Origin of the sequence: Bacteroides sp. AM16-24 (assembly GCF_003471885.1) — a bacterium.
Classification (GTDB): domain Bacteria; phylum Bacteroidota; class Bacteroidia; order Bacteroidales; family Bacteroidaceae; genus Bacteroides.
Genome location: NZ_QRKI01000002.1, coordinates 116,540 through 132,422, shown reverse-complemented (window position 1 = coordinate 132,422; position 15,883 = coordinate 116,540). Strand labels below are relative to the sequence as shown.

Below are 15,883 nucleotides of genomic sequence, written 5' to 3'. Positions count from 1 at the left end.
ACGAGCTACAAGTGACTAGTACTTTTCAGTATGCCTTCACAAATCTACTTGTAACTTGTAGCTTGTAACATGTAACTATTGAATATGAAATACGATTTTAAGAAACAAATCCGAAGCTTTGGATACGCTTGGAAAGGCATCCGACAATGTATTGGGAAAGAACAGAACCTTAGTTTCCATCTGATTACTACAATAATCGTGATAGGTGCAGGGTTTCTTTTTGACATTACACGTACGGAATGGATGATCATTATCCTTTGTATTGGTGTGGTCGTAGCTGCGGAACTTTTCAATACAGCAATTGAAAGATTGGTGGATCTGGTATCGCCGGAGCGTCATCCCATTGCAGGACAAGTAAAAGATATTGCCGCCGGTGCAGTGCTGGTATGCGCTGTTGCGGCGGCAATCATTGGAGGGATTATTTTTATCCCATATTTGTTTTGACACGGGTTTATCTCACTCGTCTTCTCTTATAATAGGGACGTGTCAGTAGAAAATAAAACAGTAGTGCTACAATGATTCCCACACCTATGATTTTATAGATCAATTGAAAATCTACATAAAAGTGTGGCTGCCCAACACAGGAACCGTCTTCATACATAGAATACAGTTCTATGTTGTTTGACAGGAAGCAACATACTGCAATACCTATTAAAATCCCCGTTTCCATAGCCAAATGGCAAGTTGTATTGGCTGTTCCACGCTGGCAATGCTGCGAAAGCTTGACGAATATCTTCGTAAGAGGTATTGTAAGTATCACCAAAACAAGCAGGAAGAAAGTCGCACTGTAATCCCCATCCTTTATTATAGGTATTACTATCCCCGACACAAAAGCTATCAGCACTACATTGAGGGCAGGCAGCCAAGCCCGTGACAGTAAAAAACGGTCGATATTACAACGTCCTATACCTATAGGGGCACGGAAAGCAACATACACCCGCAATGCAAACAGTATACTAAATATACCGCACAATGCGGAAAGATACACTACCATACTGAAGCCTTTGAGCTGGAACATCCATACTCCTACTCCCACTCCCACCAGCATACCCAGACGAGCCGCCAAAGCATACGTCATATTCCCTGCGCTACGGCGCGGAGAATTTGTAATATCAATAGCAACTGTAATTCCCGCTGTGGCTGCTAATCCGAAAGTTCCTCCCTGCACAACGGCAAGTAACAGCAATTTCGTAAAAGTATCAGCAAATAGATAACCCACCGTCGCTGCCAACATTATAAATGTAGAGTAGACAAGCACGTGCTTTCGCTTATATGCATCTCCCAGATATGCGTGAAATGGCCCTACAAGGAACATACCCACCGCAAACACCAAAAACATACTACCCATCTGTGCAGTAGAAACGCCTAAGCGTGACACCATCACCGCAGGTAGTACCGGAAATAGCATATATAGGGATGCAAACAACAGGAAATTAGCCATGCATATTCGCATAAATCCCAGCGACCAAAGATTATCAATATTGCTCTTTCTCATTCGGGAAGTCTAAGTTCTTCACATCAGATATATAACGGCTTATAGCATCAGTCATTATCGTATGCAAATCGGCATAACGACGTAAAAAACGAGGACGGAAACCATTATTCATACCCAGCATATCCTGAATTACCAGCACCTGTCCGTCTACTCCACTACCGGCACCAATACCAATAATAGGAATAGTAAGTTCACTTGCTACACGTTCTGCCAATTCCGCCGGAATTTTCTCTAACACAATGGCAAAGCATCCTGCCTCTTCCAGCAGATGGGCATCACGTACCAGTTTCTCAGCTTCGGCATCATCCTTAGCACGAACAGTGTAAGTACCATACTTATTGATAGATTGCGGCATCAGTCCCAGATGCCCCATAATAGGAATACCTGCGCTCAAAATACGCTTTACAGTACCTATTATTTCTTCGCCACCTTCCAGTTTCAAGGCATCTGCATGACTCTCTTTCATAATGCGGATGGCAGAAGCAAGACCTTCCATCTCATTGCCCTGGTAAGAACCGAAAGGCATATCCACTACAACCATAGCACGTTTTACTCCGCGAACTACAGACTTAGCATGATAGATCATCTGATCAAGGGTGATCGGAAGTGTCGTCACATTACCAGCCATTACATTACTGGCAGAATCACCCACAAGGATTACATCCATACCTGCACCATCCACAATCTGTGCCATAGTGTAATCATAGGATGTCAACATAGAAATTTTTTCGCCTCTTTGCTTCATTTCAACAAGGCGATGAGTAGTCACTTTACGAGTGTCATCTGAAATATATCCAGCCATAGTTTCATTTACAATTTAATCATTTACAATGTACAATTTTGACTGTGTACAGATACACGTTGCAAATCATATATCGTAAATTGTAGTTCGTACTTTTATTTATCGCCGCAAAGGTAATCCTTTTTCCCTTTACTTGTGCAATTCAGTTAATTTATCGTAAGTGAATCCCTGGAAATCATCCAGAACATAGTGGCACAACGGGGTAATTTCTTCCCGTGAGTTAGTGGTAGCCAGACCAATAACTGTAGCTCCGGAAGCCATTCCGGCTTTCAGCCCATTAAAGGAATCCTCAAAAACATAAGTTGTTTCAGGCGTAGTGTCAAATACTTCCATACCAAGCAGAAAACAATCGGGTGCAGGTTTAGAAGCAGTGAACATTTCTGCCGTGAGAATACGGTCGAACATACTTTTGATTTCAGGTTTAGCACGGTATACAGCTTCCATTTTCTTATCATTGGAACTGGTAACTACAGCCATTTTCACACCATTACGGTGAAGATCGGCAATAAATTCCTCCACTCCAGGAATAAAATCGTATGACATATCCTGTTCGAAGCGGTCGAGACCTACAGTGATTTCCTCTCTCTCTTTTGTCATACCGGGAAAGAAGGTATCGTAGATATACATCAGGGTCTGCCCCTTTACACGACTTTCCAGATCTTCCATACCTAAGTAGTCTACTCCCATTTTATGCCAAAAAACGCTGTACTGCGTCTCTGTGTCGACAACGACACCGTCGAAATCGAAGAGAACGGCGATGTTTTTAGTTTCAGCCATATAAACTTTCTTTTACCTTATAATGTTAATACCTTATCTATTACGACACAAAGGTCATAATAATCCTTGAACCGAGCAAATAAATGAGTAACTTTGCTGCGAATGCAGATACGCGGACGACACGGACCGGAGCGGACGAACGCGGACTCATCACTTTCTTTAGATAAATAGTTATGGATAATAACCCTCACATATTAGGTACCGAGAGCATCGGAAAACTGCTGTTACAGTATTCAATACCCGCTATTATCGGTATGACGATAACTTCTCTGTACAACATTATCGACAGCATTTTCATAGGTCATGGTGTAGGTGCAATGGGTATTGCCGGATTAGCTATTACATTCCCTTTGATGAACCTTGTGGTAGCATTCTGTACGCTGGTATCGGCAGGTGGTTCTACCATTTCCTCCATCCGTCTGGGGCAGAAAGATTTAGACGGAGCAACTGAGGTATTGGGAAACACACTGATGTTTTGCCTAATCAATGCAGTAGTATTCGGCGGACTTGCTTTTCTGTTTCTGGATGATATATTGAGATTCTTCGGTGCCAGTTCCGAAACATTACCCTATGCACGTGACTTCATGCAAATTATCCTGGCAGGAACCCCAATTACTTATACAATGATCGGGCTAAACAATATTATGCGTGCCACAGGATATCCTAAAAAGGCAATGTTGACTTCCATGGTAACAGTGATCTGTAACATCATCCTTGCTCCTATCTTTATTTTCCATTTTGACTGGGGAATTCGCGGAGCAGCTACGGCAACCGTTATTTCACAGTTCATCGGTATGGTATGGGTGGTGAAACATTTTCTTAATAAGGACAGTTTCGTTCGTTTCCGCCCGGACTTTTGGAAACTGAAAAAGCGCATCATCAGTAGCATCTTTTCAATTGGTATGTCTCCTTTCCTGATGAATGTATGTGCCTGTGCTATTGTGATTATCATTAATAACTCGTTGCAACGTCACGGGGGTGATATGGCTATCGGAGCTTATGGTATCATCAATCGCCTGCTCACCCTCTATATAATGATTGTGTTAGGATTGACTATGGGTATGCAGCCCATCGTAGGATATAACTTCGGTGCACAAAAGCACGACCGTGTGAAACAAACACTGAAACTGAGCATTCTGACCGGTGTGTGTATCACAAGCAGCGGTTTCCTTATTTGCGAACTTTTCCCACATGCAGTATCCGCTATCTTCACAAATGATCAGGAACTGATTGATATTGCTTCCCGCGGTGTCCGCATTTGTGTGCTGATGTTCCCATTGGTGGGTGCCCAGATTGTGATCGGTAACTTTTTCCAGAGTATCGGAAAAGCTAAAATCAGTATATTCCTTTCGCTCACCCGGCAACTTTTATATCTGCTTCCCGGTCTGATCTTCTTCCCCCGTTTTATAGGATTGGATGGTATCTGGACCAGTATGCCCGTTGCCGATTTTTTTGCTTTTATTACAGCCCTGATTGTGCTGGGAGTATATATACGAAAGAAAAACAAAGAGGGTGTTTTGTGAGTAATTTACACCACTACTACAGAGGGTATAACCTTCACCCCCAAAGGGTGTAACCCTACCCCCAAAAGGGCTACACCATCCATATCAAAGGGTGTAGCCATCCGGTCCAGAAGGCTACACCCTTTTTATTCCGCCCTACAGATACCTGTAAGCAAGACGAAAACATATAAATGAACTTATTCGCTCTTTATGCTCTGTACGGGATTTTCGTTGGCTATCCGCCATGACTTCCAGATGACACATGCTGTAATTATCGCCAGATTAGCAATCGCTACCAATACATATACAGGCCACCCCAAGGGTACTTGCACAGCAAAAAGATCCATCCACATCCCGTTAACGTACCACGCTCCTACCGTACCAATAGTAACTGCCGGAGCTGCTACATAAAATACATCGCGCGACAATAAGTCCAGGATTGTCGATGCTTCAGCACCATTCACCTTACGGATGGCAATATCTTTGGAACGGCGGCGTACCTCGTCAGTAACGTAGCCTATCAACCCCATTATCATAACGAAAAACATTACGATAGTTGCCAACACCGTTGCATTACGGAAGACATGGACAACATTGTACAATTCCCGGATTTCTTGTTCCAAAGAAGTAAAATCCACAGTTTTGTCGGGGAAAGCAGCAGATGCATCGCTGTTCAGTTTGCGAAGATTCGCTGTAAAAGGTTCTTTGAGACGAATATGGATGCAACCACCAAACTCATTGTGCCGAACGATAAGTGGTTGTTGTGGAACATAATAAGAATTCATCTGAAAATCCTTCAGTATTCCCACAACTTTAAGATCACCCAGACTAGTGTGCCCATTGTGTATTGTACGCCCTAAGACATCATCTCCCCAACATAGCATCTTGACAAAAGTTTCATTTACCACTGCTTCATTTCGCTCACGTGCCATACGTCCTTCTTTAAGAACCATTCCCATCATTTTCAAATATCCCTCTGTTGCTGTACAATAACGTGAAGAAAGTTGAGCCTGCCCACTTTCATTAAATACCATCATGCCACTCATTGCCACACACGGCGGACAAGAAGCAGACTCTACCGATTCTACATAAGATAAACTACCCAAAAACCGACGAGCTACACCACGTTCTGCCTCATTGCCAAAATAAAGCTGACGACCAGTAACTATATTCCGGGCATTATATCCCATATCTTTGTTCAGCACATAGTGATATTGAGCCATTACCACGCACATTAATCCACAAATAAAAGCTACACCTGCAAATTGAATAAAAAGTAACGGTCGTTTCCAACCTTTCTTACCTTCTGTATAGCGACGGAAAACCTGCGACACAGGTATCCGGGCAAACAATTGTCCCGGTAGTACAGCACCAACCACAAACAATATTAACAACACCAGTACCGGGATCCAAAGACGTTCCGGCATAAAGAGTGATCTGATACGTACTTCCATCGTATTTTCTATAAGTTCACGGAAATTGTACAGCAGTACCACCATTACTCCCATTGCCATAAATAACATAATGCCTGTTTCCAGCAAAAACATACCGAAAATAGCACTTCCAGAAGCGCCACTACACTTATGTACCCCGACTACCTTAGCACGATACACCAAAGAAGAAATGGAAATAAGTACATAGTTCAGTGCAGTAATAAACAGAATGGCACATCCCAAAATACTCATAATATAAACCATACGTTTCGTTATATCACTATCCTGATATACATCATAAATAGATTTTACAAAAAGTGTACAACCTACTCCCCGCATCATATCTCGAGGAACGTGGTTTTGAACCATGATATCCAAACGGGCACTAAACTTGTCAATATCTACCTTTACGCCCGGACGAAAACGAATGTATTGATAATATGAATCTCCTCCTTTCCAATTATTATCATCCCATCCCCGGCTCCATGCTGTAGCAAGAGAAATTACAGCTTCCGGATTCATCGTGGAATTTTCAGGCACAGCGACATACGTCCCCTTCACAGTCAACTGTATTTGTTTGTCGTAACTTATCACCTTCCCGATAGGATTTTCATTACCAAATATTTTCCGAGCCAGACGATCACTGAGAAAGACAACATCTTTCTGTTGCAGTTCTCGTACGGCATCTCCCGTCAGCACCTCAATACCCATGGTACGGAAAAAGAGAGAATCAGCCATAATCTTATTATCACTGAAACGTACACTACCATTGTATAACGGACCAGTAACCATATACTTACAAATGGTGACAGCAGCTTCCACTTCATCCGGGAAGCTCTCAAGGATAGTCCCCGCAACCACCGGTAAGTTCATCTCGCTTGGTTCTTTGTCACGTTCTCCATTTATAGTCCAAATAGAGAAAACCTGATAAAGCTGGTCATAGTCCTTGTAGCAGGTATTACAACTCTTCTCAAATGCTACACGAGCGAAAAGCAGAATACTCATCGTCAAAGCCAGTCCAAGAGAAATAACCTTGATTACATTAGAACCACGCCCGCGCAGCAACGTTTGAATGACATAATAGATTTGCTTCATACCCTAAAAACTTCTTTATTCGCTCTTAATACTATTCACCGGATTCTCATTCGCTATCCGCCATGACTTCCAGATGACGCAAGCTACAATAAGTAGCAGGATAACCAATGCTATCAGCACATATACCGGCCACGAAAGCGGCACCTGTGCAGCAAACTGATCCATCCACATCTCGTTGACGTACGCAGAGGCAATAATACCGATAATGACAGCCGGTCCCGCTACATAAAGGACATCCTTTGAAAGTAACTCCAATATCCCCGAAGATTCCGCCCCATTCACTTTACGAATGGCAATTTCTTTGGAACGACGGCGCACTTCATCCGTAGTATAACCTATCAGGCCCATCAGCATGACAAAGAACATGGTTACCGCAGCCAATATCGTAGCATTGCTAAAGACACGAACCGGATTATACCGTTCCAATATTCGTTGTTCCAATCCGGCAAAGTCAATCGTTTTGTCCGGATAAGCTTCGTTTACGTCTTTGTTCAGACGCCGTAAATTCTCAGCAAAAGGTTCTTTGAGACGCACATGGACAGTATTACCGAAAGTACGGGTATATCCGAACATTATGACATCCTGTGGCTGGTAATAGGAACCTATATGAAAATTTTTCAATATACCTACGACTTTAAAATTCTTGCCTTCTGTACGTAACGGGTGGTTCAAAGCCTTGTCTCCCCAACGCATCCTCTCCGCAAAAGCCTCATTCACTACTATTTCATCTGCTGCACGCGGAGCACGACCTTCCTTCATTGTCATACCCATCATTTTAAAGTAATCTTCAAGAGCAAAACTGTAGCGTGTTGAGAAGAGGGACTGTCCACTTTCTCCTTCAATCATTGAGCCACTATAGCTCCAGATAGGGGTACTGACCGCGGAAGAAACTTCTTCTACATAAGGCAGACCACGGAAAAACTGCAATGCCGGTCCACTCTCCTCCTCACTACCAAAATAAGCATTCCCCACAGCTACACGCTGCGGATTATATCCCATATCTTTATCTTTCACATAATTGTACTGCGCCATCACTACATACATCAGTCCACAGATAAAGGCCACACCTGCGAACTGGATAAAAAGTAATGGACGTTTCCACCCCTTCTTACCTTCCGTATAGCGACGAAAAACCTGCGACACCGGTATCCGCGCAAATAATCTACCAGGCAATACTCCCCCCACAACAAAAAGAACCAACACTACAGCAAGCGGTACCCAAATACGATCGGGTGCAAAAAGTACACTCAGCTTGGCTGCGGTAGTATCTTCTATAAACTCCTGAAAGTTAAGCAATATCAGTCCCATTAACACCAGAGCCAGTACAATGATAATACCTGTCTCCAGAAGAAACATTGAGAATACAGTACCTCCGCTTGCACCACTACACTTATGTACTCCCACCGCTTTTGCTCGGTAAGTAAGCGAGGAGATGGATATCAATACATAGTTTAGTGCTGCAATAAAAAGAATTGCAAGAGCTAGGATACTCATAATGCTATCCATCCGTTTCACTTGGTCTTCGTTTCGATATACATCACGGATAGGTTTCACAAAAGCTGTATAGCCATAAGCTTTCTTATCCTCTTCCGGTCGATATTTCTGTATCATGTCATCCAGTCGAGCATTGATAATCTCTTTGTCAGCTCCCGGACGGAAACGGATATATTCGTAGTAACTGTCTCCCCCACGCCAGGAATAGTTACCCCAACTGCGACTCCAGGCTGTAGGCATAGATACAACTCCCTCGGGACGCATCGTAGTGTTTTCCGGTAAAGCAGCATAAGTCCCCTTCACTGTAAATGTTATTTCTTTATTGTAGCTCAGCACTTTTCCAATAGGATTTTCGCCGCCGAAGATTTTCTGTGCCAAGCGGTCGCTCAGAAAAATAACATCCGGTTGTACCAGTTCATCCTCCGGATTTCCGCTCAGTACCTCAATACCCATAGTTCGGAAAAAAAGTGAGTCAGCCAACAGGATCTCATCATCGAAACGAACACTGCCATTATACAACGGACCACCGAGAAAATAGGCGATACTGGTGGCTGCTTCCACTTCTTTCGGGAAGTTTTCCAATATGGCACCTGCCACGGGGCCACAGTTTTGCTTTTGAGGCTCAAACTGTTCACCATCAGCTGAAAAAATAGAGAATATCTGATATAAATTGTCATAGTCTTTGTAGAAGGTGTCGTAACTTTGTTCAAAAGCCACACGAGAAAACAGCAAAATACTCATCGTCAATCCCAATCCAAGGGAAATGACTTTGATAATATTCGAACCGCGTCCACGTAATAAAGTCCTTATGACATAATAGATTTGTTTCATACTTTAATATTGTAATAATCGTAACTTACATTTCCTGTGCTGCAACACTTGCCACTATACTGCCATCGAACAAATGAATCGTACGATGGGCGAAAGAAGCATCGTGCTGAGAGTGTGTCACCATGATAATGGTAGTCCCTTCCCGGTTCAACTCTGTCAGCAGATTCATTACTTCTGCACCATTCTTAGAATCCAGGTTACCGGTCGGTTCATCGGCAAGTATTAGCTTAGGATTAGTAACTACAGCACGAGCAATGGCTACACGTTGCTGCTGACCACCGGAAAGCTGTTGCGGGAAGTGTTTTGCACGATGACTGATATTCATTCGTTTCAGTATATCTTCCACCATCCGGCGACGTTCAGAAGCTTTGATTCCCAGATAAGTCAAAGGCAATTCCACATTTTCATACACATTCAGTTCGTCTATCAGATTGAAGCTTTGGAATACAAAACCCAGTTTACCTTTACGAACGCGTGTACGCTCTTTTTCTTTCAGATTCCCTACTTCCTGTCCCAGAAGTTTATATGAACCTTCCGTCGGATTATCTAGTAATCCCAGAATATTCAACAGGGTTGATTTTCCGCAACCTGACGGTCCCATAATAGCTGCAAACTCCCCCTCTTTCACTTTGAGATTCACGTGGTTCAACGCTACTGTTTCCACTTCCGATGTACGGAATACTTTGCTGATGTCATTAATTTCAATCATGATGTTTTTTAATTATATGTTATTAATTATCTCTTTATTATTCACTCTTAATACTCTTCACCGGATTTTCATCGGCTATTTGCCAGGAACGCCAAATAACACAACCGATAATAATACCCAATACTCCAAGTGCTATCAATATATAGTATATCAGCGGAAATGCTGCCGTGTCAATAAACTGCTCTCGCCACATATTACCTACATACCACGCTCCTATTATACCGATGATAACAGCAGGCATAGAAATCCTGAACACATCTTTAGAAAGAAGCATAAGGATAGATATCGCATCAGCCCCGTTCACTTTACGGATGGCAATTTCTTTGCTCCGGTGTTGCATTTCATCATTGATGTATCCTATCAGTCCCATTAGGGTAATGAATAAAATGGTAATAGCTGCCAATATCGTAGCATTGCGAAAGTCCGTAACACTTCGCTTCTGGAAATCCACCTTATCCTTATATGAAGTGAAAATCAAGTCATTTTGTGGGAATACCTCACGTGAGTCTTCATTCAAACGGTGAAGGTTATCATCAAACGGTTCTTTCAGACGAAGCATCACTGTATAGTTAAAATGGGGAGTATAGGTAATAAACAGAGGTTGAGTTGCTACATAGGCAGGATCGGCAGTAGGAAAATCTTTCAATACACCTACAATAGTACCATATATTTCTTCCTGATTGCGTACTTGCCTGCCTATAGGGTTCTCCTCCCAACGCATCACTTCCAGAAATTTTTCATTCACCAACACCTCGTTAGCTTTAGTCAAGTTTCGGCCTTCTTTAAACTTCAATCCCAGGAAGGGGACATAGTCTTTATCTACCCTCAGCCAGCGCATACTGTAATCTTTTCCTGCATCTGTAGTCACGAACTCACCAGACAGCCCTCCCAGAATCATATCGCTGCCACTGGCTGCACTTTCCACATAAGGCAAATTTACTAATGTACTACGAGCATTTTCGCTGTTTGCAAACGATGTATAGGCAACAGCAATACCTGCCGGATCAAAACCTCTGTCGCGTGTAGTGACGTGACGACTTTGCAACAAAACCACCCCCAACAATCCAAAGATGAAAGCCACACCGCAAAATTGTACGAAAAGCAACGGATGCTTCCACCCTTTCTTGCCTTCAGTATACCGGCGGAAAACCTGCGTAACAGGAATACGTGAGAACACATGCCCCGGCAGTACGCCACCTACAACAAACAGAAAACCGATCACACAAAGTGATGCCCATATATTCTCCCAGCCAAAGAGTCCGGCAAGCGTAACGTTGAGCAAATCTTCTATCGGTTCTTGGAAGTTAACCAATAATAACGCCATGCATCCCAGTGAAACCAGCAGAATAATAGCTGTCTCCAGAATAAACATACTGAAAATAGTACTTCCATCCGCCCCATTGCATTTGTGCACGCCAATGGATTTAGCACGCCGACTCATGGATGAAATAGATATCAGGATATAATTCAGTGTCACTATAAAAAGAATAGTAGTGGCCAGTGTAAGCAGTATCCATACAATACGCATAGAACTGACTCCATCATCCATACGAAAATTCTTTACCGGAGTAAGCCCTATAGCAAGTTTAAAATCCGGATAATCGCCAAAGAAGCGTTTCACAAGTTCAGGTGAACGTGCAATAATCCGTTCGGCATCTTCAGCATGCCGCAAGCGCACAAAGGAAGTATAGCCGTCACCACCATCCCATCCCCAATATCCCCAGTCATGCTTAAAGGAACTGGCAAGGGAAATCACTATCTGCGTACCATATAGTGAAGAATTCTCAGGGAAATCTTCAAATACTCCTTTCACAGTCATAGGCAACTCCCTGTTCATTTTCAGCGTTTGTCCTATTGGATTCTGATCAGCAAACACTTCACGCACCATATCTCGACTGATAAAGATAACATCCGGATTAGTCAGTTCATTCGGATTGCCTGCCAGCAGGCGAATACCCAGGGTAGAGAAGAAACAAGAATCACCCGTCATTGCGTTACAGGCAAAGCGGCTGTCATCCTTATACCAACCGGTATTGGCAAACCATTGCTGGGTGACAGTGACACTTTCCACCTCTTCAGGAAAAGCGTCGGCAATAGCAGCAGCAACAGGACCATAAGTATTGTGTGACTCCGTAATCTTTTCATTCAGCGAGTAGATGTTCTTTATTATATATAGCCGCTCGTAATCTTCATAGCATGTATCATAATTGAGTTCGAATGCCTGACGGGCAAAAATGAGAATACTGACCGTAACTCCCAAAGTGAGAGAGATAATCTTTATCAGATTGGAACTGCGACTATGCAGTAAAGTTTGAGTGACATAATAAAGTGACTTCATAGATCATGCAAGATTTTAATTATATGATATTCTCTCTATATAAATGCAGAAAGCGTGCCAAAACTTAAAAACCGTTTATTATCAAGAAATTAGCTTTCCAAATCCAATCATCAAGTGTCTAATAATTAGACAGCTCCGTCTAAAAAATAGACAACCACCCGAAAGCCGTTCAGCATAAAGAGAACAGAAAAAAAGAAGATGAGACAAGCATTTATCAAAAAGAAAACTCTATATTTGCAGCCAGTTTTCTCTATAATAGGTATTAATAACATTAATTTCATAACACATGAAGCTATCTAAACTTTTACTCTTACCGCTTATAGGCTTATGCGTGAGTGGCTGCGATATGATAGACTATCACCCCTACGACGTACGTATTAGCGGTCAGACAAATATTAACAACTATAATATCCAAAAGATAGAAGCTAATTGTAAGGATAAAACCACCCTTCGTTTTGCTACCATAAGTGATTCACAACGCTGGTATGATGAGACCTTAGACTTTGTTAATCACCTCAATAAGCGGAATGATATTGACTTCGTTGTTCACACCGGAGACTTCAGCGACTTCGGAGTCACCGATGAATTCCTGTGGCAACGAGACATCATGAATAAACTGAAAGTTCCTTATGTCGGTCTGCTTGGCAATCATGACTGCATCGGCACAGGCGAAGATACTTATCGTGCCATTTTTGGTGAACCTAATTTCTCTTTTATTGCCGGACGTATCAAGTTTGTCTGTCTGAATACCAATGCTATTGAGTATGACTATTCACGCCCTATTCCGGACTTTGATTTTATCTCCAGTCAGCTTGAAGAGCGCCGCGAGGAGTACGATCGTACTATATTCGCGATGCACATCCGCCCCTTCTGCTACGAATTCAACAATAACGTAGCTTATGTTTTTCAGTATGCCATCACACAATTTCCCAACTTACTATTCTGTACAGCGGGTCATGAACATCATTTATTTGAAGAAGATCTTTTCGAAGATGGTGTGATGTATTACATGAATGACTGCATGAAAAACCGCACCTACTATATATTCACTGTAACACCCGACGGATATGAGCGTGAAGTGGTCTATTTTTAAAATACTGTCGTGTTTCTTTCTCGTATGTTCGCCATCTGTCTGTGCCCAGGAAGCAAAAACAATTGCCATAGAGCCGCAACAGATATGCAGAGATACCGTTATCATTACTAAATATGACACTGTATGGATAGAGAAAGGAAAAACTAAAATAGACAGTGCCGACATTAGCAATAAGCATTACAGCCGCTACGATAAACGAATCCATCGTTACCGGAAACATTGGGAAAGCCTGATTCCCACACATACAAAACTGCAATTTGCCGGTAATATGGGATTATTGTCTTTAGGTACAGGATGGGATTACGGAAAACGTAACCAATGGGAAACAGATATATTTCTCGGTTTCCTACCCAAATATCATTCCAAGCGTACCAAAATCACTATGACTCTAAAGCAAAATTACATGCCTTGGAGTATTGATTTAGGAAAGGAATTTTCTATAGAACCACTTGCCTGTGGAATGTATTTCAATACAGTATTTGGTGACGAGTTCTGGACCAATGAACCCGAGCGATACCCCAAAGGATATTATGGTTTTTCGTCCAGGATACGTATCCATATTTTCCTTGGGCAACGGCTGACGTACAATATTCCTCCACGTTGGCGCTTGGGAGCAAGAGCCGTCACTTTTTACTATGAGATCAGTACCTGCGACCTGTATGTAGTAAGTGCATTTGTCAATAAATACCTGAAACCTAAAGATTACCTCAGTTTGTCATTCGGCCTGAAAACACAGTTGTTCTAAACTCAAAAGGGCTGCATCCTCCTATACGGAAGTGCAGCCCTCTCCTATAATCTTACTGAAATTCTATTAATAAGAACGAGCAAACAAAGCGCGGCAAGCCGATGGTTTACCGGTCACCATACAGATACCCGGTTCTTTATCATCATCCAGGAAAGTTTCGAAAGGAATACAGCGGATAGTAGCCTTTGTATCTTCCTTGATCTTCTCCTCAGTTTCAGTAGTACCATCCCAGTGGGCAAGGATAAAGCCACCTTCTTCAATCTTTTCCTTGAATTCGTCGTAACTATCTACTTTCGTGATGTGAGAGTTACGATAGTTGAGAGCCTTCTGGTAAATATTTGCTTGAATTTCTTCCAACAGATCTTTTACGTATTCCTCGATACCATCACAAGAACGGGTTTCTTTTTCCAGCGTATCGCGACGCATTACTTCCATTGTATTGTTTTCCAGATCACGCCCCCCCATCACAAGTCGTACAGGTACACCTTTCAATTCATAGTCTGCAAACTTGAAACCTGGACGTTTGTTATCGGCATTATCATATTTCACCGAAACACCCATAGATTTCAGTTTAGCGACGATACCAGCTACCTTCTCATCAATCTTCTGCAGCATCTCGGCATTCTTATAGATAGGCACGATAACCACCTGTATCGGAGCCAGATGAGGAGGCAGTACAAGTCCGTTATCATCAGAGTGAGTCATGATCAGTGCTCCCATCAAACGGGTAGATACCCCCCATGAAGTAGCCCAAACATATTCCATTTTATTTTCCTTGTTCACGAACTGCACGTCGAATGCCTTGGCAAAATTCTGTCCGAGGAAGTGAGACGTACCACTTTGCAGAGCTTTTCCGTCCTGCATCATAGCTTCAATAGTATAAGTATCCAGCGCACCGGCAAAACGTTCATTGGCAGATTTCACACCTTTCACAACAGGAACAGCCATATACTTCTCAGCAAATTCAGCATATACGTTCAGCATACGCACTGCTTCTTCTTCAGCTTCTTCGCGAGTGGCGTGAGCTGTATGTCCCTCCTGCCACAGGAATTCTGCAGTACGCAGGAAGAGGCGGGTACGCATTTCCCAACGCATCACGTTCGCCCATTGATTACACAAAATAGGCAGATCGCGGTAAGAATTAATCCAGTTCTTATAAGTATTCCAGATGATGGTTTCAGAAGTAGGGCGAATAATCAGTTCTTCTTCCAGTTTAGCTTCCGGGTCTACGATTACCCCACTACCGTCAGGAGCATTTTTCAGACGATGGTGTGTTACTACTGCACACTCCTTTGCAAAACCTTCCACATGTTCCGCTTCACGGCTGAGGAAAGACTTCGGAATCAGCAAAGGAAAATAGGCATTCACGTGTCCCGTTTCCTTAAACATATCGTCCAGCTGACGCTGCATTTTCTCCCAGATAGCGTATCCGTAAGGTTTGATCACCATACAGCCACGCACAGCCGATTGTTCTGCCAGATCGGCCTTCACCACCAACTCATTATACCACTGCGAATAATTCTCGCTGCGTTTGGTCAGGTCTTTTAATTCTACTGCCATTTTATTTCG

12 protein-coding genes are annotated in these 15,883 nt (G+C 42.7%); 4 read left to right on the top strand and 8 right to left on the bottom strand.

The window, feature by feature from the left end:
- Positions 1-84: 84 nt before the first annotated feature.
- Positions 85-444 (top strand): diacylglycerol kinase family protein, encoded by a 360-nt coding sequence (locus tag DW182_RS02960; protein WP_022391566.1) that lies wholly within the window; start codon positions 85-87, stop codon positions 442-444.
- A gap of 7 nt (positions 445-451) precedes the next feature.
- Here the strand turns inward: DW182_RS02960 and DW182_RS02955 are convergent, their stop codons facing one another.
- The 3 genes from DW182_RS02955 to DW182_RS02945 form a co-directional block, all read right to left on the bottom strand.
- Entirely contained in the window at positions 452-1,495 is a 1,044-nt protein-coding gene (locus tag DW182_RS02955) for an MFS transporter (RefSeq protein WP_118294622.1), read from the bottom strand.
- A complete protein-coding gene (gene panB / locus DW182_RS02950) occupies positions 1,476-2,297 on the bottom strand; it encodes a 3-methyl-2-oxobutanoate hydroxymethyltransferase (protein WP_117707425.1) in 822 nt (273 codons plus the stop codon). Before panB ends, DW182_RS02955 begins: the two co-directional genes overlap by 20 nt.
- Positions 2,298-2,426: 129 nt before the next feature.
- Positions 2,427-3,074: an HAD family phosphatase gene (locus DW182_RS02945; protein ID WP_117707426.1), complete on the bottom strand. Its 648-nt coding sequence runs from the start codon at positions 3,072-3,074 to the stop codon at positions 2,427-2,429.
- 173 nt (positions 3,075-3,247) lie between these two features.
- On the opposite strand from DW182_RS02945, the gene DW182_RS02940 reads away from it, so the two are divergent.
- Positions 3,248-4,597, top strand: coding sequence for an MATE family efflux transporter (locus tag DW182_RS02940; protein ID WP_118294621.1), 1,350 nt, complete (start codon positions 3,248-3,250; stop codon positions 4,595-4,597).
- A 176-nt stretch (positions 4,598-4,773) separates the two neighbouring features.
- Here DW182_RS02940 and DW182_RS02935 read toward each other — a convergent pair whose 3' ends face one another.
- The 4 genes from DW182_RS02935 to DW182_RS02920 are packed head-to-tail and all read right to left on the bottom strand — an operon-like array spanning position 4,774 to position 12,476.
- Complete coding sequence (locus DW182_RS02935; RefSeq protein WP_118294620.1) at positions 4,774-7,104, bottom strand: ABC transporter permease; 2,331 nt, start codon at positions 7,102-7,104, stop codon at positions 4,774-4,776.
- Positions 7,105-7,119: 15 nt separating this feature from the next.
- Complete coding sequence (locus tag DW182_RS02930) at positions 7,120-9,429, bottom strand: ABC transporter permease (protein ID WP_118294619.1); 2,310 nt, start codon at positions 9,427-9,429, stop codon at positions 7,120-7,122.
- A gap of 25 nt (positions 9,430-9,454) precedes the next feature.
- Positions 9,455-10,138 (bottom strand): ABC transporter ATP-binding protein, encoded by a 684-nt coding sequence (locus DW182_RS02925; protein ID WP_118294618.1) that lies wholly within the window; start codon positions 10,136-10,138, stop codon positions 9,455-9,457.
- Positions 10,139-10,175: 37 nt separating this feature from the next.
- Positions 10,176-12,476 (bottom strand): ABC transporter permease, encoded by a 2,301-nt coding sequence (locus DW182_RS02920; protein ID WP_118294617.1) that lies wholly within the window; start codon positions 12,474-12,476, stop codon positions 10,176-10,178.
- Between the two features lie 286 nt (positions 12,477-12,762).
- On the opposite strand from DW182_RS02920, the gene DW182_RS02915 reads away from it, so the two are divergent.
- Positions 12,763-13,569, top strand: a complete 807-nt coding sequence (locus tag DW182_RS02915) for a metallophosphoesterase (protein ID WP_118294616.1) — start codon at positions 12,763-12,765, stop codon at positions 13,567-13,569.
- Positions 13,544-14,314, top strand: coding sequence for a hypothetical protein (locus DW182_RS02910; protein ID WP_118294615.1), 771 nt, complete (start codon positions 13,544-13,546; stop codon positions 14,312-14,314). The genes DW182_RS02915 and DW182_RS02910 overlap by 26 nt, the downstream gene beginning before the upstream one ends.
- 66 nt (positions 14,315-14,380) lie before the next feature.
- Here DW182_RS02910 and proS read toward each other — a convergent pair whose 3' ends face one another.
- Complete coding sequence (proS, locus tag DW182_RS02905; RefSeq protein ID WP_007662924.1) at positions 14,381-15,874, bottom strand: proline--tRNA ligase; 1,494 nt, start codon at positions 15,872-15,874, stop codon at positions 14,381-14,383.
- Between the last annotated feature and the right edge of the window lie 9 nt (positions 15,875-15,883).